At 45.6% G+C, this 20,057-nt stretch carries 16 protein-coding genes; 14 read left to right on the forward strand and 2 right to left on the reverse strand.

Annotated features, from left to right (window positions below; all coding sequences use genetic code 11):
- The first annotated feature begins 84 nt into the window (after positions 1 to 84).
- Together V7M78_RS00125 and V7M78_RS00130 are read left to right on the forward strand one after the other, a co-directional pair.
- Positions 85 to 1,062, forward strand: coding sequence for a spore coat protein CotS (locus V7M78_RS00125; RefSeq protein ID WP_333645422.1), 978 nt, complete (start codon positions 85 to 87; stop codon positions 1,060 to 1,062).
- 79 nt (positions 1,063 to 1,141) lie between these two features.
- Positions 1,142 to 2,881 carry a phospho-sugar mutase gene (locus tag V7M78_RS00130; RefSeq protein ID WP_333645423.1) on the forward strand — a complete coding sequence of 580 codons (1,740 nt, stop codon included), beginning with the start codon at positions 1,142 to 1,144 and terminating at the stop codon, positions 2,879 to 2,881.
- A gap of 105 nt (positions 2,882 to 2,986) precedes the next feature.
- Here the strand turns inward: V7M78_RS00130 and V7M78_RS00135 are convergent, their stop codons facing one another.
- Positions 2,987 to 3,844, reverse strand: coding sequence for a putative ABC transporter permease (locus tag V7M78_RS00135; RefSeq protein ID WP_333645424.1), 858 nt, complete (start codon positions 3,842 to 3,844; stop codon positions 2,987 to 2,989).
- 196 nt (positions 3,845 to 4,040) lie between these two features.
- Complete coding sequence (locus tag V7M78_RS00140; protein ID WP_333645425.1) at positions 4,041 to 5,438, reverse strand: uracil-xanthine permease family protein; 1,398 nt, start codon at positions 5,436 to 5,438, stop codon at positions 4,041 to 4,043.
- A 380-nt stretch (positions 5,439 to 5,818) separates the two neighbouring features.
- Here V7M78_RS00140 and V7M78_RS00145 point away from each other — a divergent pair, with 380 nt between their 5' ends.
- From V7M78_RS00145 to V7M78_RS00200, 12 genes are all read left to right on the forward strand, one after another.
- Positions 5,819 to 7,375: an ABC-F family ATP-binding cassette domain-containing protein gene (locus tag V7M78_RS00145; protein ID WP_333645426.1), complete on the forward strand. Its 1,557-nt coding sequence runs from the start codon at positions 5,819 to 5,821 to the stop codon at positions 7,373 to 7,375.
- 45 nt (positions 7,376 to 7,420) lie between these two features.
- The gene (locus V7M78_RS00150) at positions 7,421 to 7,960 is read left to right on the forward strand and encodes a YcxB family protein (RefSeq protein ID WP_333645427.1); all 540 of its coding nucleotides are present in this window, start codon (positions 7,421 to 7,423) and stop codon (positions 7,958 to 7,960) included.
- Positions 7,961 to 8,442: 482 nt separating this feature from the next.
- The gene (locus V7M78_RS00155) at positions 8,443 to 9,447 is read left to right on the forward strand and encodes a rod shape-determining protein (protein ID WP_333645428.1); all 1,005 of its coding nucleotides are present in this window, start codon (positions 8,443 to 8,445) and stop codon (positions 9,445 to 9,447) included.
- A 139-nt stretch (positions 9,448 to 9,586) separates the two neighbouring features.
- The gene (gene recD2 / locus V7M78_RS00160; RefSeq protein WP_333645429.1) at positions 9,587 to 11,812 is read left to right on the forward strand and encodes an SF1B family DNA helicase RecD2; all 2,226 of its coding nucleotides are present in this window, start codon (positions 9,587 to 9,589) and stop codon (positions 11,810 to 11,812) included.
- A 246-nt stretch (positions 11,813 to 12,058) separates the two neighbouring features.
- Positions 12,059 to 12,769: a ComF family protein gene (locus V7M78_RS00165; RefSeq protein WP_333645430.1), complete on the forward strand. Its 711-nt coding sequence runs from the start codon at positions 12,059 to 12,061 to the stop codon at positions 12,767 to 12,769.
- 48 nt (positions 12,770 to 12,817) lie between these two features.
- A complete protein-coding gene (locus tag V7M78_RS00170; RefSeq protein ID WP_333645431.1) occupies positions 12,818 to 13,309 on the forward strand; it encodes a GNAT family N-acetyltransferase in 492 nt (163 codons plus the stop codon).
- Between the two features lie 57 nt (positions 13,310 to 13,366).
- A complete protein-coding gene (locus V7M78_RS00175; RefSeq protein ID WP_333645432.1) occupies positions 13,367 to 14,548 on the forward strand; it encodes a MerR family transcriptional regulator in 1,182 nt (393 codons plus the stop codon).
- Between the two features lie 105 nt (positions 14,549 to 14,653).
- Positions 14,654 to 15,544: a glucose-1-phosphate thymidylyltransferase RfbA gene (rfbA, locus tag V7M78_RS00180; RefSeq protein WP_333645433.1), complete on the forward strand. Its 891-nt coding sequence runs from the start codon at positions 14,654 to 14,656 to the stop codon at positions 15,542 to 15,544.
- A gap of 14 nt (positions 15,545 to 15,558) precedes the next feature.
- A complete protein-coding gene (rfbB, locus tag V7M78_RS00185; RefSeq protein ID WP_333645434.1) occupies positions 15,559 to 16,587 on the forward strand; it encodes a dTDP-glucose 4,6-dehydratase in 1,029 nt (342 codons plus the stop codon).
- A 37-nt stretch (positions 16,588 to 16,624) separates the two neighbouring features.
- Positions 16,625 to 17,473, forward strand: coding sequence for a dTDP-4-dehydrorhamnose reductase (rfbD, locus tag V7M78_RS00190; protein ID WP_333645435.1), 849 nt, complete (start codon positions 16,625 to 16,627; stop codon positions 17,471 to 17,473).
- Between the two features lie 18 nt (positions 17,474 to 17,491).
- Positions 17,492 to 18,397: an AraC family transcriptional regulator gene (locus V7M78_RS00195; protein ID WP_333645436.1), complete on the forward strand. Its 906-nt coding sequence runs from the start codon at positions 17,492 to 17,494 to the stop codon at positions 18,395 to 18,397.
- Between the two features lie 274 nt (positions 18,398 to 18,671).
- The gene (locus tag V7M78_RS00200; protein ID WP_333645437.1) at positions 18,672 to 20,036 is read left to right on the forward strand and encodes an ABC transporter substrate-binding protein; all 1,365 of its coding nucleotides are present in this window, start codon (positions 18,672 to 18,674) and stop codon (positions 20,034 to 20,036) included.
- Positions 20,037 to 20,057 lie beyond the last annotated feature (21 nt).

Here is a 20,057-nt window from a genome sequence, read left to right on the forward strand (position 1 = left end):
GCATGTCTGAACTGCAACGCATATTTTTTTCCGCCCCTTCATACCCTAGAAGTAGCTGATGAGCTAAGAGTTGGAGGGGTGGTTGTGAACGAAAAATACACAGAGGTGCTTTCGCAGTATGAGCTTGAAATTCTGGATGTGAAGCGCGGCCGGGGCGCCTGGCTGTGTGAAACCAATCAGGGGCTTAAGCTGCTTCGGGAATATAAAGGCACTTTAAGACGCCTGGAATTTGAAGATCAGGTATTTTCACAAATGAAAGAGAACGGCCGTTTAAATGTGGATCGCTATGTCAGGAATAAGGAAGGAGAACTCCTCTCCAGTGCCGATGATGGAACCCGTTGGATTGTAAAAGACTGGTATGCGGACCGGGAATGCAATTTAAAGGACAGCAAGGAAGTGCTGTGCGCCATAGAGAAAATTGCTTTTTTACATAAAATGCTGCGTCAGATCGAATTCAAAGAGGAGTGGAACTTAGGCTCCATTCTGGTGCAGCTTCCTTCTGAGGAAATGGAACGCCATAACAGGGAACTGGCCCGTGCCCGGACTTTTATCAGAAATAAAAGGAAAAAGTCTGAGTTTGAATTATGTGTAATGGGAAACTATGACATATTTTTTGAACAGGCTGCAGAAGCCTGCAAGGGAATGAGGCTGTTCTGCCAGCAATGCGGCGAAGTAGAGGGGTATTTATGCCATGGTGACTTAAATCAGCACCATGTCCTTATGTGTGCCCGGGATGTGGCTATCGTGGAATTTAACCGTATGCACCGGGGAATCCAGATGGAGGACTTATACCACTTTATGCGCAAGGCCATGGAAAAACATGACTGGAATTTAAAGCTTGGTATGTCCATGCTGGAGACTTATGCAAGGGTTCTTCCTCTTACGGAGGGAGACAGGACCTGCCTTTATTACCTGTTTTTATATCCCGAAAAATATTGGAAGCAGATCAACTTTTATTACAACGCCAATAAGGCCTGGATACCGGCCCGGAACATTGAAAAACTGAAGGATTTAGAGGTTCAGCAGCCCATGCGGAATCTTTTCCTGTCGAGAATAAAATAATGGAAATACACTTCCTTTTTACCGTATTTTGCTTTATAATATACATTAACAAAAGTGGAGAGAAGGGAGTATTTTGATTATGAAAGAGTACAGGAATATCTACGAAGAATGGCTTTCCAATCCGTATTTTGACGAGGCAACCAAGGAGGAGCTCCGTGCTGTTTCAGGCGATGATAATGAGATCAAGGAACGTTTTTACCAGGATCTGGAATTTGGCACCGCCGGCTTAAGGGGAGTAATCGGGGCAGGAATCAACCGCATGAATATTTATGTGGTGAGAAAAGCGACTCAGGGTCTTGCTAACTATATTATCAAACAGGGCGGCGCAGATAAGGGCGTAGCCATTGCCTTTGACTCCAGACGTATGTCACCGGAGTTTGCAGAAGAAGCTGCCTTAACACTGGCTGCCAATGGAATCAAGGCGTATAAATTTGAATCCCTCAGGCCTACTCCGGAGCTTTCCTTTGCGGTAAGAGAGCTGGGCTGTATTGCAGGCATTAACATTACAGCCAGCCACAATCCGCCGGAATACAACGGATACAAGGTATACTGGGAGGATGGCGCTCAGTTCACTCCGCCTCATGACAAGGGAGTGACGGCTGAGGTTATGGCGATTTCCGATATTTCCACGGTTAAGACCATGAGCGCAGAAGAGGCAAAGGCAGCAGGAAAGTATGAGATCATCGGAGCGGAAATTGATGATAAATACATTGCCAATGTAAAGGCTCAGGTAGTAAACCAGGATGCCATTGATAAAATGCAGGATGGAATCAAAGTAGTCTATACCCCTCTTCACGGTACAGGCAACCTTCCGGTGAGAAGAGCGTTAAAAGAAATCGGCTTTACCCATGTGTATGTAGTTCCCCAGCAGGAGCTGCCTGACGGAAACTTCCCCACGGTCAGCTATCCCAATCCTGAGGCAGAAGAGGCCTTTGAATTAGGTCTTGCACTGGCAAAGGAAAAGGATGCGGACCTGGTTCTGGCAACAGATCCGGATGCCGACCGTCTTGGAGTGTACATAAAGGATGAGAAATCCGGACAGTACATCCCATTGACCGGCAATATGTCAGGCTCCCTGCTTTGTGAATACGTGCTGAGCCAGAAAAAGGAAAACGGAGAGATTCCGGAGGATGGACAAGTTATCAAATCTATCGTAACCACCAATCTGGTAGATGCAGTTGCAAAGGCTTACGGATGTGAACTCATTGAAGTATTGACCGGATTCAAATACATAGGCCAGCAGATTTTAAAGGCAGAGGCCACCGGACAGGGAACCTATATGTTTGGCCTGGAAGAAAGCTACGGCTGTCTTATCGGTACTTATGCACGTGATAAGGATGCCATTTCCGCAACAGTGGCTCTTTGCGAGGCGGCTGCTTATTATAAGACAAAGGGCATGACCTTATGGGATGCCATGACCGCCATGTATGAGAAATACGGTTATTATAAAGATGCGGTGAAATCCATCGGATTAAAGGGCATCGAGGGCCAGCAGAAGATCAAGGAGATCATGGAGACTATGAGAAATGATACTCCGCTGGAGGTAGGCGAATATAAGGTGATTTCCGCCAGGGATTATAAACTTGATACCGTAAAGGATATGAGCACCGGAGCAGTTGCTCCAACCGGACTTCCTCAGTCTGACGTGCTTTACTATGACCTGTCTGACGGCGCATGGCTGTGTGTCAGACCTTCGGGAACAGAGCCGAAAATCAAATTTTACTATGGCATCAAAGGCGCTTCCATGGAAGATGCAGATAAAAAGTCTGCAGCTCTTGGGGATGCAGTGATGGCTATGGTGGATAAGATGATGGCATAACGCTGGTAAATGAAATTTGTCCATAAAAAAGGAGTGAATGGCTGATGATGTCATTCACTCCTTTTTCTGCATAGCAGGATTTCTGTAATCTGTAATGAAGGTTTATTATTCTGATTTTCTGTACTTTCTGGAATATTCCTTTAATTCCTTCAATGCCTCTCCAAACAGACGGGAAGAAGCAGAAGGATTTCGCCGCAGAATTCCTTTGGTGGAAATGGTCAGACGCTTTGTCAGCTTTTCTCTGGCCTCTGTCAATGACTGGAGGCGTTCCGCCAGAACTGATTCCTTTAAGACATCGGCAGTTTCAGCTTTTATAGAGGCAGCCTTTAAGCGTACCTCGGTCCGAAGCTCTGCCACCTTATCCGTGGTTTCAGCCTTTAACAAGGCGATTTGGACCTGGGCTTCCTCCAGTTCTGTCTTCAGCTTTGTCATGGATTCCAGCACCCGGCCAAGATCCAGGGCCTCTCTGGTGGAATGTATGGCATCAGCCAGAAACAGGCCGAATAGGGCAAGGGAAAGGACCGTGCATAAAGCGGGATTGATCTGGAAAATCAGCCATTCCACAGGCCTGTGAATGAATTCCGTAAGCATGATGGTAAGAAATCCCCAGGCAAGAGAGCTGGTGAGACAGATATAGCCATTTAAATTAAATGGTTTACCGCTATAGTCCCAGTATTTCATTTTAAAAAGCCGTTCCATGGCGTAACCGGTCACGTATTCCAAAACCGTAGCACCGGCCATACCGAAGAGGAACACCAGAAATAAGTGATTCTGTACCGGAATGGTCAGAAAGAGCATGAGAATGGCCCCGCTCCCATACAGGGGAAGGAGGGGAAGACGGAGAAATCCTCTGTTAATGAAACCGGCACTCTTTATAGAAACATAAGTAGATTCAAAGATCCAGCCAAAAAAGCAATATACATAAAAAAACATCAGCCATTGATACCATGTGTAGACGTACATAAGACTAATCCTTTCTTCTTTTGGCTCTATCATAAATGTTTTTGCAATATTTTGCAACTTGATTCGTTAAAGGGAGAAGTGCAGCAATATAAATCAAATAAGAAGGAGCATTGCTTCATGGCAGTAACCGCCATCATGCGATGCTCCTTCTATATAATGCGACAGACTGCACTTGCAGCCGGTTTAATGTATGATTTTACTCACCAGCTTCTTCTTTTAAAATGATATTCAGCACAAGCGCTACAATGGTACCTGCTGAAATACCGGAAGAGAACAGAGCGTTTAAAATGCCGGGAAGGTTTGCCACAAGTGCCGGTCTCATGGTAACTCCAAGGCCAACTGCCATGGCAGAAGCAATGATCAGCATGTTGCGGTTGTTAAATTTAACCTGTGAAAGGGACTGAATACCGGAAGCAGCTACAGTTCCGAACATCAGGATTCCAGCACCGCCAAGAACCGGAGCAGGCATAATGGAAACAAGGGTTGCCAGCTTTGGGAAAAGGCTCATGATAATCAGCAGTCCGCCGGCTGCAATCGCTACTCTGCGGGAAGCACAGCGGGTCAGTGGGATCAGACCTGCATTCTGGCTGAATGTAGCCACAGGGCCGCTTCCCATAATTGGAGAAATGAGGGAACCGAATCCGTCGGCACGAACGCCGTTTGCAATGTCTTCATCAGTAAGCTTTGTATGGGTAACTTCACCAATAACCTGAACAACGCCTACAGTCTCAATTACTGTAACAAGGTATCCTGCAATAAAAGGAACCACAAATTTAGGATTAAAGTCTACGCCGTAACGGAATATCTGAGGAAACTCAACCCAGGGAGCATTTACAACCTGGCTGAAATCCACCATTCCAAGGGGGATACAGATGACATAGCCTACAACGATACCGATTAGAACGGATGCAGTGCTTACCAGTCCCTTTCCGTAACGGTTTAACAGGGCTATAATGATAAATACGACCAGAGCAATGGCGATATTGATGGGAGCGCCGTAACCTGGGTCACCCACCTGTCCTCCGCCAATCCAGTCCATGGAAACGGGCATCAATGTTACACCGATCAGTGTGATTACAGTTCCTGTAACAACCTGAGGGAAAAACTTCATAAGCGGTTTGATGAAGTAGCTTAATATCAGTTCCAGGACAGCTCCCAGCATACTGGCGCCGTAATATCCTGCCATACCGCCGCCCATGGTATTGATGATGCTGTAAGCAGGAGCAACAAAACCGAAATCCGTACCCATAATAGTTGGAAGGCCGCTTCCCACCCGGAAAGGCCTTTTTCCGATTCCCCTTGACTGAATAATAGAGCAGACACCTGAGGCCAGCAAAGCAGCACTTACCAGGTATGCGCTGTTTCTGACGTCAAAGCCCGCCATTCCGGCCAAAATGAGAGGAACAGCCACGATACCCCCAAAGGCTGTTACAATATTCTGGAATCCCAAAAGCAGGGAAACCGATATAGGCGGTTTGTCCGTAAGGGTATACTTTAAGTTGTTTTCTTCAACCCTGCGGGACTCTGCTGCAGAGGAGTCGCCTGAAAAATGCTCTTTTTCATTCATTGGAGCTTCCATTGTGTTTTGATTCATTTTACCATTCTCCTTTTTTAATTGTAAGGTTTCCGGAATCCGTTAAATTGCGGATCCGCTGATGTCTTATACCTGCTCTGTTTGGTAAAACCATTTAACCGGACTCCTTCCCCTTGGTTTCCTGATAAACAAAGTGAACAGAAAGGTACTTTTTTATAATAACATATTGGTGCAATTTTTCCTATTGTTTTTTTGAAAAAAATAAAAAATTTTTTAGGCTAAATCTAAAAAAATTTTAGGTGAATTTCAAGGGTAAAGCTGGGGGCTATATTGTATTTTTACTTGCTTTAATTCTCCTTGTCGTGTAGAATTATGTTGTTTCGTATTATGGCGGAAAATTATCAGGCGAAACCGCCAATTATTAATAGAGGAGTTTTTCAATGAGCATTTTAAACGTAGAACATCTGACACATGGATTTGGCGACCGTGCCATTTTTCAGGATGTGTCCTTTCGGCTGTTAAAGGGTGAGCACATCGGGCTGATCGGGGCAAACGGAGAAGGCAAATCCACATTTATGAATATTATAACCGGAAAGCTGCAGCCGGATGAGGGAAAAGTGGAGTGGGCCAAACGGGTCCGCACCGGTTATCTGGATCAGCACACGGTGCTGGAAAAGGGAATGACCATACGGGACGTGTTAAAAGGTGCCTTTGCCTTTCTGTTTCAGATGGAAGAACAGATGAATGAGCTCTGTGACAAAATGGGAGAAGCAGATGAGGAGACTCTGGCTTCCATGATGGAGGAGCTGGGAACCATTCAGGACCTTTTAATGGCCCATGATTTTTATATCATTGATTCCAAGGTGGAGGAAGTGGCAAGGGCTCTCGGACTTACGGATATGGGCCTTGATAAGGATGTAACAGAGCTGAGCGGAGGCCAGAGGACCAAGGTTTTACTTGGAAAGCTTTTGCTGGAAAAGCCGGACATTCTGCTTTTGGACGAGCCTACCAACTATCTGGACGCCCAGCATATTGAATGGCTGAAACGGTACCTTCAGGAATATGAAAATGCCTTTATCCTGATCTCCCATGACATCCCGTTTTTAAACAGTGTTATCAACATCATTTACCACATGGAAAATCAGAGTCTGGACCGGTATGTAGGTGACTATGATAAGTTCCAGGAGGTTCATGCGGTGAAGAAGGCCCAGCTGGAGGCAGCCTATAAGCGGCAGCAGCAGGAAATCGCTGAGCTGGAGGATTTTGTGGCCCGGAATAAGGCCAGGGTTTCTACCAGAAATATGGCGATGTCCAGGCAGAAAAAGCTGGATAAGATGGAAGTGATCGAGCTTGCAAAGGATAAACCGAAGCCGGAATTCAATTTTATAGAAGCACGTGCAGCGGGAAAGTGCATTTTTGAAACAAAGGATATGGTCATCGGTTATGATGAACCTCTGTCCAGACCCTTGAATCTGTATATGGAGCGGGGGGAAAAGGTGGTTCTGGTGGGAGCAAACGGAATCGGAAAGACCACATTGCTGAAAAGCATTCTGGGAATGACACCATCCCTTGAGGGAGAGGTGGAACTTGGAGATTATCTGTCCATCGGATATTTTGAGCAGGAAATGGCTCCTGGCAATACCACAACCTGTATTGAAGAGATCTGGAAGGAATTCCCTTCTTATACCCAGTATCAGGTGCGTTCGGCATTGGCAAAGTGCGGCCTGACCACCAAGCATATTGAAAGCCAGGTCCGGGTTCTCAGCGGAGGCGAGCAGGCCAAAGTAAGGCTTTGCAAGCTGATCAATCGGGAAACCAACCTTCTTCTTTTGGACGAGCCTACCAACCATTTGGATGTGGAAGCAAAAGAAGAGTTAAAGAGGGCGTTGAAAGCTTATAGGGGAAGCATCCTTTTAATCTGTCATGAACCGGAATTTTATGAAGGGGTTGCCACCAGAGTTATGGATTGTAAAGACTGGGCTCTCCGATTGTCCTGAAATCGGCATAGTCATTTTATAAAAAATGCTTGAGAGGTGAAATGGATGTTTGAATTTAAAATTGATTTAAACGATGAGGATTATCTGCAGTTTAACTATTATCACTCATCAAACAGCCCTATGGGTAAAAGAACTCTGCTGTATTATCGTTTTCAGATGTACATTCTCAGCGCTCTGTGTATTTTGGTGTTTTTTATTGCAAGGGCTGACAGACTGCTGATTTTCATTGAAGCAATATTTCTTGGAATTGTATCGATTCTCTGGTTTATTTTCAGTAAGAAACGTTATTTCGGACTCATAAGGAAAAGAATCCTGCGGATGAAGAGAGAGGGAAAGCTTCCGTATCACACTCACGTGACCTTGAGGTTTGAAGAGGATGAGATACATGAAAGTACACCGGAGATTGAACTCAGAGTGAAATATTCACTGATTGAAAAGATTGCTGTGACAGAACATGGTGTTTATATTTATCATAGTTCTATGCATGCTTTTCTGCTTCCAAACACTGTTTTTTCCAGTGAAGAAGAAAAATTAAAGTTTCTGGAGTTTATTAATAGGAAGGCCCATGGATTGAGAGAAAAATGATAATCTCATGGGATCAAAGGATTCAAACATTGAAGTAAATCAGATTTTCACATAAGAAGAAACTGTCTGCTGCCTCAAATATGGGCAGAAGACAGTTTCTCTTAAACTTATATTAGAAATATATACATAAAAAAACCGCCCTTCACTGAGTGAACGCGGTTGCTAAATTCTTTAGGGGGGCCGGACGGCTTGCACCGTCCGGTATGAGTATGAAAAAGCTTTGTGATTTCAAGTAAGTTACTTGAAACAAAAGGCCCGTTACCCTTTCGGATAACGTACTTAAAGTATACGAGGTAAATGTGACCAGAATATGTACTAATTATAAAAAAAGTATAAACTAAATAAAAAATAAAAAAACCCTTTCAAATCCAATGCTTATTGTATATAATAAGAAGGAAACTGTGACATATAGGCGAAATAAGTAAAAATTTGACGATAAAAGAAGTTTGGAAATGGGATAAGTTAAGCAGGAGGAATTTGTGATGATGATGTCCAATGATATTGGAATTGATTTAGGTACAGCCAGTATTCTGGTTTATATTAAGGGAAAAGGCGTGGTATTAAAAGAGCCGTCTGTAGTGGCTATTGACCGCGATACGAATAAGATCAAAGCCATTGGTGAAGAAGCCAGACTGATGATCGGAAGGACACCGGGGAATATTGTGGCAGTAAGACCGCTGCGCCAGGGAGTTATTTCTGATTATACTGTAACAGAGAAGATGCTGAAATACTTTATCAATAAGGCAGTGGGAAAAAAGACCTTAAGAAAGCCAAGAATCAGCGTTTGTATTCCCAGCGGTGCCACTGAAGTAGAAAAAAAGGCAGTAGAAGATGCTACTTACCAGGCAGGAGCCAGGGAAGTGGCTATTATTGAGGAGCCGGTGGCAGCAGCTATTGGAGCCGGTATTGACATTGCAAAGGCTTGCGGAAACATGATTGTGGATATTGGAGGAGGTACTTCTGATATTGCGGTTATTTCCCTTGGAGGAACAGTAGTAAGTACCTCTATTAAGGTTGCCGGTGATGACTTTGACGAGGCTTTGGTGCGCTATATGCGTAAAAAACATAACCTTTTGATTGGTGAGAGAACTGCTGAGGAAATCAAGATCAATATTGGAGCAGCATACAGAAGGCCGGAAGTTCTGACCATGGAGGTTCGAGGACGTAATCTGGTAACCGGTCTGCCAAAGACCATTGTAGTTACCTCTGATGAAACCTTAGATGCTTTAAAAGAGCCTGCTATGCAGATCGTGGATGCAGTTCACAACGTCCTTGAGAGAACTCCGCCGGAGTTGGCAGCTGATATTTTTGACCGTGGTATTGTGCTGACCGGAGGCGGTTCCCTGTTAAGCGGATTGGATGCCCTGATTGAAGAAAAGACAGGAATCACCACCATGATCGCAGAAGATCCTTTGACTGCTGTGGCTATCGGTACAGGCAAATTTATTGAATACATGCACGGCGGAAATAGTAAAACAGAATTTTAACCAAAAGAAGGCTGGTTGAAACCGGCCCCCGGAGGTTTACAGGACTGCTTTGGGACAACAGCTTTGGCGGAATCAAGGGATTTCGGCAGGGCCTGTTCTGGGGCGGTCTGCTTGTATTTATTCATTTACGGGAGGAACCATGGCAACAGTCTGCGGGTTTGTGGAAAAAATCAAATACAGGAATGAAGACAATGGCTATACGGTTTTAAGTCTTGTGGATGAGGGAGAAGAATACACCCTTGTGGGAAGCTTCCATTACATCAGCGAGGGAGAGATGGTAGAGGCCGTAGGAGCCATGACCGAGCATCCGGTTTACGGTGAACAGATGACCGTGGAAAGCTATGAGATCAAGTCTCCCGAGGACACGGCTGCCATGGAACGGTATTTGGGGTCCGGGGCGATCAAAGGCATTGGTGCGGCTTTGGCTGCCAGAATCATCCGCCGTTTTAAGGCCGATACTTTCCGTGTTCTGGAGGAGGAGCCGGAGCGGCTTTCTGAAATCAAGGGAATCAGTGAAAAGATGGCTATGTCCATTTCCCAACAGATAGAGGAAAAGAAGGAGATGCGCCAGGCTATGATGTTTCTCCAGAATTACGGTATTTCCATGAATCTGGCGGTGAAGATCTATCAGGAATACGGGCCCAGACTTTACGGAATACTGAAAGAAAATCCCTACCAGCTGGCTGATGATATTCCTGGTGTTGGCTTTAAAATGGCCGATGAAATTGCCAGAAAAGTGGGGATTCTTACGGATTCGGATTTCCGGATCAAGTGCGGAGTTCTCTATACTCTTTTACAGGCTGCCGGAAACGGACATACTTATCTGCCGGAGGATGAGCTTTTAGACCATGCTTCGGAGCTTCTTAAGGTGGAGAAGCAGTCCATAGAAAAGCATCTGATGGATATGCAGCTTGACAAGCGGCTGGTTATACGGGAGACAGAGGGCAGACGCACCGTTTATGCTTCCCAATATTATTACATGGAATTAAATGTGGCAAAGATGCTTCACGATTTAAATGTCAAGGGCACTATGGCTGAGGAGGAAATCAGATCAAGGCTTTTAAAGCTTCAGAAGGAAACGGAAATGGAGCTGGATGAAAAGCAGGCTCAGGCAGTGGTGGAGGCAGTTAACAGCGGACTTCTCATCATCACCGGAGGTCCGGGAACAGGAAAGACCACTACCATCAATACCATTATCCGGTTCTTTGAAAGGGAGGAAATGGAGATTCTCCTGGCAGCACCGACTGGGCGGGCGGCAAAGCGGATGACAGAGGCCACAGGATATGAGGCCAGAACGATTCATCGGCTTTTGGAGCTGACCGGAGTTCCGGGGGATGAGCGCTCCGCTCATATGCATTTTGACAGGAATGAAGAAAATCCTTTGGATGCGGATGCAGTGATTATTGACGAGACTTCCATGGTGGATATTCATCTGATGCAGTCTTTGTTAAAGGCTGTCAACCCGGGGACAAGGCTGATTCTGGTGGGCGATGTGAACCAGCTTCCCAGCGTTGGCCCGGGAAATGTGCTTCGGGATATGATTGATTCCGGAAGCTTTAATGTAGTTATGTTGACTAAAATCTTCCGTCAGGCAACACAAAGCGATATTGTAGTCAATGCCCATAAGATAAACGCAGGAGAAGCAGTTCCCCTGGGAAAAAAGAGCAATGACTTTCTATTTATTAAACGGGAAGAGCCCAATGCCATTATTAATGCTATGATCACTTTAGTTCAGGATAAGCTTCCTGGTTACGTCAATGCAAAAACATATGATATCCAGATTCTGACGCCCATGAGAAAGGGTGCCATAGGCGTGGAACGGCTCAATTCCATATTGCAGGAGTACTTAAATCCGCCTTCTGAGGAAAAGGCGGAAAAGGAACTGTCCGGGGTTACTTACCGGGTGGGCGATAAGGTGATGCAGATTAAGAATAATTATAATGTTGAGTGGGTGGTTCAAAATAAATATGGGATTCCAGTTGATAAGGGAACTGGAATTTACAATGGGGATATTGGGGTTATACGGGATATCAATGGCTTTGCAGAGTTGGTGACCGTAGAATTTGACGAGGGCAAAACTGTGGATTACAGCTTTAAGCAGTTGGAGGAGCTGGAGCTTGCTTATGCTATCACCATTCATAAGTCCCAGGGAAGTGAATATCCGGCAGTGGTTATTCCGGTATTTTCCGGCCCCAGGATGCTGATGACCAAAAACTTAATTTATACTGCGGTGACCCGGGCCAAATCCTGTGTCTGTCTGGTTGGAATGCCTGAGGTATTTCATGAAATGGCAGGAAATGAAATGGAACAGCGCAGGTATTCCGGTTTGAAGGAGCGGATTTCGGAGATCAGTCTGTTAGATTAGGTGAGATCAGCAGGTTTTGGAGGTTTTTTCCGTTTGTATAGATATTTGGGCAGACAAGGGATGTGAGTCTGCCCATCCCATGTTTTCATGTCTTTTTTCTATCCTCTATGTTTCCTTCCTTTCAGTTTTCCGGTTTTGTGTTTTTCGTATTTTATACTCCTATTTTTACTTCTATTTTTCATCTTTTATTTTTCATTTTTCTGTTTCTCACTTTTCTATTTTTTACTTCAAGGAGAATCCTTCTATATGTATCTACCATTTTTCATTGATTTATTATTTCCCAGACGATGTCCTGTCTGTGACGGGATTGTTATGCCTAAAAACAAGCTGATCTGCCAGAAATGCATGAACCGTCTGTCTTTTGTAAAAGATCCGGTCTGCAAAAAATGCGGAAAGGAGATCATAAGCGAACAGGCCGAATACTGCCTCGACTGTGTCCGTCATAAACGAACCTTTGAATACGGAAGGGCTCTCATAAACTACGATGAAAATGCAGGCCGTTCCATGGCGAAAATAAAGTATAAGAACAAGCGGGAATACCTGGACTTTTACGGAGATGCCATATGTGCCAGATACGAAAAGCTGATCCGGCGCATGGAGGCGGAGGTTTTGGTGCCTGTTCCAGTCCATCCTTCCAGAAGGCGGGAGAGGGGATTTAACCAGGCGGAAATTCTGGCCCGCCGGATAGGAGAACAGCTTGAAATCCCGGTCTGTCCCCAAATGCTGGTGAGAAATAAAAAGACCATGCCCCAGAAAGGCCTTGATCCTTCCGGACGGCTTAAGAATCTGGAGGAAGCATTTGGGGCAGGAGAGATTTTGCCTCAGGTGAAGGGAGTGATTCTGGTGGATGACATTTATACCACAGGAAGCACCATAGAGGCATGCACCCGTGCATTAAAAAAGGCGGGGGTGAAAAATGTTTATTTCCTTGCGATTTGTATTGGACGGGGGCAGTAGATTGATGTATGATATGGTTATGAAATTCATTGAAACCAGGAGGATGACATGATAATCAGAACTGCAGAAGAAAAGGATATGCCGGCGCTGCTGGATATTTATAATTATGAGGTGGAATACGGATTAGCCACTTTTGACTTAAACCCCAAAACCATGGAGGAACGGATGGAGTGGTTTAAGGAGCATAACATCGGAAATCACCCCTTGATCGTAGCGGAAGAGGATGGAAAGGCCGTAGGCTATGCCAGTCTTTCTTCTTACAGGGCTAAGGAAGCCTATAGGGCTACGGTGGAGCTGTCTGTCTATATTGATAAGGATTACCGGCGCAGGGGAATCGCAGGAGCGTTGTCTTCTGCCATTTTGGAGATTGCAAGGGAGAGGGATGACATTCATACGGTTATTTCTGTTATAACAGGTGGAAATGAAGCCAGCCTCCTTCTTCATGAAAGACTTGGATTCGTATACTGCGGGACCATACGGGAAGTGGGCGTGAAGTTTGGGAAGCTGCTGGATATTGAGAATTACCAGATGATGGTGTAGCCTGTGATTTCGGACAGGCTTATTTTCTGAAATGTGAAGCAGGGAGGAGGTTGACAGATGGATCAATATTACACATCAGGCCAGTTTGCCAAAAAAGCCAATGTTTCCATACGAACTGTCCGCTATTACGATAAGCAGAGCTTGTTAAAGCCGTCGGGGATGAGCGAAGGGGGATACCGGCTGTATACAGATTCTGATTTCGCAAAGCTCCAGAAGATTCTTTCCCTAAAATATCTGGGCTTTTCCTTAGATGAAATCCGTTCCATCACCATCAATGACGATGACAACGATTATGTAGAGGAATCCCTCCGTCTTCAGTTAAACCTCATAAGAAAACGGATTGAACACTTAAAGCTGGTGGAGCAGACCCTTACGGAAACCTCAAGGCTGGTCAATGAGAATGAGTCTGTGGACTGGAATAAAATTCTTCACTTAATCCATATTACCAATATGGAGCGGTCCCTTGTGGAGCAGTATAAGGACGCGGCCAACTTGAGCATCCGCATTGGCCTGCACAAGAAATACACCAAAAATCCCACAGGATGGTTTCAATGGCTCTATAGTCTTATGGAGCCCTTAGACAGCAAAACAATTCTGGAACTGGGATGCGGAAACGGGGAGTTGTGGTATACCGGTGGCCATCGGATTCCGGCTGATGCAAAAATCTGTTTATCTGATGTATCCAAGGGAATGGTTCGGGATGCGGAGGAGCGTTTAAAGACAGTCTCCGGTCAATTTTCCTTTGAGACATTTGACTGCCGGCGGATTCCAAAGTCGGAAGAAAGCTTTGATATTGCCGTGGCAAACCATGTGCTGTTTTATTTAACAAGCCTGGATGCCGCCCTTAAGGAAGTTCATAGAATACTAAAACCGGGAGGCGTATTTTTCTGCAGCACCTACGGACCGGACCACATGAAGGAAATCAGCCAGCTGGTAAAGGAATTTGACTCCAGGATCGCTCTTTCTGAAGTGAATTTATACGATGTATTCGGACTTGAAAACGGAGAAGAAATTTTAAAGTCCAGCTTCCGGTCCGTGGAAAAAAGGGTTTTTCAGGATCATCTGGAGGTCCGGGATGGAGGCGCTCTTTTAGAATATATCTTATCCTGTCACGGAAACCAGCAGGAGTATTTAAGCGACCGCTATGAGGAGTTCCGGGAATTTCTGGAAAAGAAGATGGAAAAGAAGGGATTTCTTCATATTACAAAGCAAGCGGGAGCGTTTATCTGTATTAAATAGCATAAAAAACATGTAAAAATCATAAAACACTTGACAGTGACCTTACGTCACCCTGTATGATGGTAAAAAGAAATCATGCATAACGATGATATGGAGGAGGAACAAATGAAGGGAATTATTCTTGCCGGAGGCTCCGGTACCAGACTTTACCCATTGACTATGGTAACTTCCAAGCAGTTACTGCCTATTTATGACAAGCCTATGATCTATTATCCACTTTCTGTTTTAATGAGCGCGGGGATTCGGGACATTCTGATCATTTCCACACCAGAGGATACGCCCCGGTTTGAGGCCCTTTTGGGAAGCGGTGCTCAGTTTGGCATCCAGTTATCCTATGCGGTTCAGCCTTCACCGGACGGACTGGCCCAGGCTTTCATCATTGGTGCAGACTTTATCGGAGATGACAGCGTAGCCATGATTCTTGGTGACAACATCTTTGCAGGCCATGGTCTGAACAAGCGGCTTTTAAATGCTGCCAACAAAAAAGAAGGGGCAACCGTATTCGGCTATTATGTAGATGATCCGGAGCGCTTTGGAATTGTAGAGTTTGATTCCGATGGAAAGGCCATTTCCATTGAAGAAAAACCGGCTAATCCCAAGAGTAATTACTGTGTGACAGGCCTTTATTTCTACGACAACAAGGTTGTGGAGTACGCGAAGAACTTAAAGCCCTCACCGAGAGGGGAACTGGAAATCACGGACTTGAACCGTATTTACCTGGAAGAAGGAGTTCTGGAAGTGGAGCTTTTGGGACAGGGCTTTACCTGGCTTGATACGGGAACTCATGAATCCCTGGTGGATGCCACTGATTTTGTCCGTACAGTAGAGACACACCAGCACAGGAAGATTGCCTGCCTGGAGGAGATCGCTTATTTAAACCACTGGATTACCAGGGACCAGCTTATGGAAAGCATTGAGCCTTTGAAAAAGAACCAGTACGGACAGTATTTAATGGATGTCCTTGCAGGAAAATATATTGACAAATTACACGGATAAGGGAGAACATAAATATGAAAATCATTGTTACCGGCGGAGCCGGATTTATCGGCGGAAATTTCGTACATCACATGGTGAACAAGTATCCGGAATATCAGATCATTAACCTGGATTTATTGACCTACGCAGGAAATTTGGAGACCTTAAAGCCTGTTGAGGATAAGCCTAATTATAAATTTGTAAAGGGCGATATCGCTGACCGCGCCTTTATTTTCGACCTTTTTGAAAAGGAAAAGCCGGACGTAGTGGTGAACTTTGCAGCAGAAAGCCATGTGGACCGTTCCATTACGGACCCTGAAAGCTTTGTGAGAACCAATGTAATGGGAACTACTACCCTGCTGGATGCATGCCGCACTTATGGAATCAAGAGGTATCATCAGGTATCCACAGACGAGGTATACGGAGACCTGCCTTTGGACCGTCCTGACTTGTTCTTTACAGAGGAAACTCCCCTTCATACCTCAAGCCCTTACTCCTCTTCCAAGGCCAGCGCAGACCTTTTCGTTCTGGCATACCAGAGAACCTACGGACTTCCGGTGACCGTTTCCAGATGCTCCAATAACTACGGCCCCTACCATTTCCCGGAGAAGCTGATTCCCCTGATCATCAGCCGCGCTCTGGCAGATGAAGAACTTCCCGTATACGGAACAGGGGAAAATGTCAGAGACTGGCTCCACGTTTCCGATCACTGCCAGGCCATTGACTTAATCATCCACAAGGGTGAAGTGGGTGAAGTCTACAACGTAGGCGGACATAATGAGCGCACCAATTTAGAGGTGGTAAAAACCATTCTTAAGGCCCTGGACAAGCCGGAAAGCCTGATTAAATTCGTGACAGACCGTCCTGGACATGACAGACGCTACGCCATTGACCCGAAAAAGCTGGAAACAGAGCTTGGCTGGAAGCCTCAATACAACTTTGATACAGGAATCGCCCAGACCATTCAATGGTATCTGGACAATGAGGACTGGTGGAAGCATATCATTAACGGAGAATACCAGAATTATTTTGACAACATGTACGGAAAGTCTCTGGCTGAATAGCAGCACGGACTTTCTGATTGGAAGAAAAGAGGCGGCTATGAAAGTATTGGTAACTGGCGTAAAGGGCCAGCTTGGATTTGATGTGGTAAATGAACTGGAAAAGCGGGGGCATGAGGCAGTGGGGGTGGACATCGAGGAGATGGACATTACCGATGAAGACAGCGTAAACAGGGTGATCAGGGAGGCTGCTCCCGACAGCGTGATCCACTGTGCGGCTTATACCGCAGTGGATGCGGCTGAAGACAATGAAGAGCTGTGTGAGCGGGTCAATGCAAAGGGCACGGAATACATTGCCAGGGTGTGCCGGGATTTGGACATTAAGATGATGTACATCAGCACAGATTACGTGTTTAACGGCCAGGGAACACGTCCCTGGGAGCCGGATGATGAGAGAGAGCCATTGAGTGTCTATGGCCGGACTAAATACCATGGAGAACTGGCAGTGGAAGAGAACCTGACCAAATACTTTATCGTGCGGATCGCCTGGGTGTTTGGTGTAAATGGAAAGAACTTCATAAAGACCATGTTAAACCTGGGAAAAACCCACGATAAGCTGACTGTGGTTGCCGATCAGACCGGTTCCCCTACCTATACCTATGATCTGGCCCGCCTTTTGGTAGATATGATTGAAACGGACAAATACGGACGTTACCATGCCACTAACGAAGGACAGTGTACCTGGTATGAGTTTGCCTGCGAGATATTTAAGCAGGCAGGCATGGATGTAAAGGTGGAGCCTGTTAGCTCGGACCAGTATCCTGCAAAGGCAAAACGTCCGGCCAACAGCCGCATGAACAAGGACAAGCTGGAGGAAAACGGCTTTGTGCGCCTGCCTTCCTGGCAGGATGCGCTGAAACGGTATCTGGAGGTTATATTTCCCGTCTGATTGTCAATAGGAGGAGATATGGAAATCGAGATCAATGACTACTGGGAACCGGATCATTTCAGGGCCCTGAGCGAAGACAATTACAATATCTCCAGGTCCTGTGAATACGAAAAGAATGAAATGCACCACATCCACTCTGCAAGCGAAATGCTGTTTGTGGAAGAGGGGGCTGCGGAATATTACGTCAGCGGAAAGAAATACCTTCTGGAAAAGGGAGATATTATGGTAATCGGAGGGCAGGAGCATCATCAGAGAAGGCTTCTGGCCCTTCCCTTCTTAAGGTACGGGCTGTCGGTCAGACCCTCCTATTACGAAAGCTTAAACCTTGGGGAAGATTTAAAAAAGGTCTTTTCCACCCCCACTCCCCAGGCCCATGAGGCCCATTATAAGCGTGTGGATGAGCACGTATTTAACCGCATCATTACACTGTTAAAGGAATTGTACGGGGAACAGGACGTTCATCAGCCTTTTCGTTCCATGATGGAACGGACGGCTATCACAGAAATCGCCATCCTGATGTTCCGGGTGTTTAAGCTGGAACGGTCAGAAAGCGAATTGTCTGAAATGAACCTTCGGATGAGGGCCATTAAGGATCATATTGATGGGCATTATCAGGAAAACCTGGATCTAAAGGTGTTAAGTGAGCTTTTTTATCTCCATCCGGCCACCATCAGCAGGGAGTTTAACAAGTATTTCGGAAAAAATCTGGTGAAATATATAAATGCAGTCCGAATCTGTGAGGCTGCAAAGCTCCTTGAAAACACCAATGAAACCGTCACCGTCATTGCCGCAAAATGCGGGTATGACAGTGTGAATACATTTTTAAGACAATTTAAGTCCGTTATGGAAACCACTCCTTTGCAGTACCGGAAATCCATTATGGAATGGTTTGAAAGAAGCAAGGGAGATGCACAAGGGCCGTAAGAAATTACGGTCTTTTTCTTATGCTGCGGGGACAATGATAAAGTTGTAACAAACTTACATATGTTGGTTTTCCTTGAGGAAAAAAATTATCATTTAGAATTTAAGATTCCATATAGGCACCGGCTGAAACGAAAAAATGAAGAGAAATCTCCCCATATATAATTAAAAAGTGGTGATATTTGACTAAAAACTATGCAGAATAAACAATGAGAATGAGCTATGATGAAATCACGCAAAGAAATTAGCCCATTATCATGAACGGAGGAAAACAGCTATGAGAAAAAGAGTTCTTGCATTATTTTTTGCATCCCTTATGGCCATGTCAGCAGTAACAGGCTGCGGCTCAGGAGCAGGACAGAAGGAAACAACAGCAGCAGCAAAAGGATCAGAAGGCGGAGAGACAAGCGCTGCAGACAAGGGAGCAGAGGGAGAGAAGGTAACCCTCACCGTCTTTGACGGATATGCAGGAGAGGACCCCCACGGACAGTATATCTACAAGTATGCCGAGGAATACATGGCAGAAAATCCTAATGTAACCATCGAAGTGCAGGCAGTCAGCACCAACGACATCTACACAAAGCTTTCCGCTATGGCAGCTACACCCGATGATGTGCCAACTATTTTCTTCACATCAGCAGACGCAGTGGCAACCCTTCACGACTTAGGCCTGACAGCGGACATCAGCGGACTTGTACCGGAAGATTTAAAGGCTTCCTTTGCAAACGGCGTTGTGAATTCCTGTATGCTCGGTGATGAAATGTCCTACTTCCCGGTAGCCGTTCAGCCGACAGCAGTTATTTACCGTACAGACCGTTTCAAAGAAGCAGGCTTAGAGATTCCAAAGACCTGGGAAGAGTTTGTAGAGACTGCAAAGGCTCTTACAAAGGATACCAATGGCGACGGACAGATGGACGAATGGGGATTTGACATGGTTGGTTCCAACAACTCCTCAGGACAGAGCCGTTTCATGGCATACTTATGGTCAAACGGAATCGAGTGTGTGACAGAAGATAACGGAACATGGGCAACTGACATCACAGAAGACCAGAAGTTCATGGATGCATTCTCCAGATGGACCAACATGAATGTGGAAGGCATTGTTCCTACCGGTATTACAGAAGTGGATTACCCCACAGCAGCCAACTACTTTGCAATGGGATATGCCAGCATGTTCTTAACAGGACCTAACGCTCTCGGCGTGGCATATGCCAACAACCCTGACTTAAAAGGAAATTTGGGCTCCTTTAAAATGCCTGGAGATTACCCTGGAACCATGCTTGGAACAGAAGGCTATGCGGTCAGCGCTCATGCTACTGATGCAGAGAAAGAAGCTGCCATCGACTACTTAAGATTCTTCGTAGAGCATGACAAGGACATGCAGTTCTGGCAGAGCAGCGGAAAGATTCCGGCTACCGCAGAAGGACAGAAGGCAGAGTACGTGTCCGGAGAAGATTATGCAGGATTCTTACAGCAGATCGCAGACGGCTGCCGCCCAACTGTTAAGTTTGCCGGTGTCAGCGGCTTAAAGAGCGCTCTTGGAAATGCATACGCTTCCGTATTCTCCAACGAGAAGACAAATGAAGAAGCAGTGAAGACCTTGATCAGCGATATCAATGAGTTATTAGAAGATTACAACTAAGGTTAAAAATGAGGGAGGAGA

It is taken from the genome of Lacrimispora sp. (assembly GCF_036758025.1).
Lineage (GTDB): Bacteria > Bacillota > Clostridia > Lachnospirales > Lachnospiraceae > Lacrimispora.

Coding starts and splice junctions, on each gene's coding strand:
- rfbD (WP_333645435.1), top strand. CDS start 16,625: ATGAAAGTATTGGTAACTGGCGTAAAGGGCCAGCTTGGATTTGATGTG.
- V7M78_RS00145 (WP_333645426.1), top strand. CDS start 5,819: ATGAGCATTTTAAACGTAGAACATCTGACACATGGATTTGGCGACCGT.
- V7M78_RS00140 (WP_333645425.1), bottom strand. CDS start 5,438: ATGAATCAAAACACAATGGAAGCTCCAATGAATGAAAAAGAGCATTTT.
- V7M78_RS00195 (WP_333645436.1), top strand. CDS start 17,492: ATGGAAATCGAGATCAATGACTACTGGGAACCGGATCATTTCAGGGCC.
- V7M78_RS00165 (WP_333645430.1), top strand. CDS start 12,059: ATGTATCTACCATTTTTCATTGATTTATTATTTCCCAGACGATGTCCT.
- V7M78_RS00155 (WP_333645428.1), top strand. CDS start 8,443: ATGATGATGTCCAATGATATTGGAATTGATTTAGGTACAGCCAGTATT.
- V7M78_RS00170 (WP_333645431.1), top strand. CDS start 12,818: ATGATAATCAGAACTGCAGAAGAAAAGGATATGCCGGCGCTGCTGGAT.
- rfbB (WP_333645434.1), top strand. CDS start 15,559: ATGAAAATCATTGTTACCGGCGGAGCCGGATTTATCGGCGGAAATTTC.
- recD2 (WP_333645429.1), top strand. CDS start 9,587: ATGGCAACAGTCTGCGGGTTTGTGGAAAAAATCAAATACAGGAATGAA.
- V7M78_RS00200 (WP_333645437.1), top strand. CDS start 18,672: ATGAGAAAAAGAGTTCTTGCATTATTTTTTGCATCCCTTATGGCCATG.
- V7M78_RS00150 (WP_333645427.1), top strand. CDS start 7,421: ATGTTTGAATTTAAAATTGATTTAAACGATGAGGATTATCTGCAGTTT.
- V7M78_RS00175 (WP_333645432.1), top strand. CDS start 13,367: ATGGATCAATATTACACATCAGGCCAGTTTGCCAAAAAAGCCAATGTT.
- V7M78_RS00130 (WP_333645423.1), top strand. CDS start 1,142: ATGAAAGAGTACAGGAATATCTACGAAGAATGGCTTTCCAATCCGTAT.
- rfbA (WP_333645433.1), top strand. CDS start 14,654: ATGAAGGGAATTATTCTTGCCGGAGGCTCCGGTACCAGACTTTACCCA.
- V7M78_RS00135 (WP_333645424.1), bottom strand. CDS start 3,844: ATGTACGTCTACACATGGTATCAATGGCTGATGTTTTTTTATGTATAT.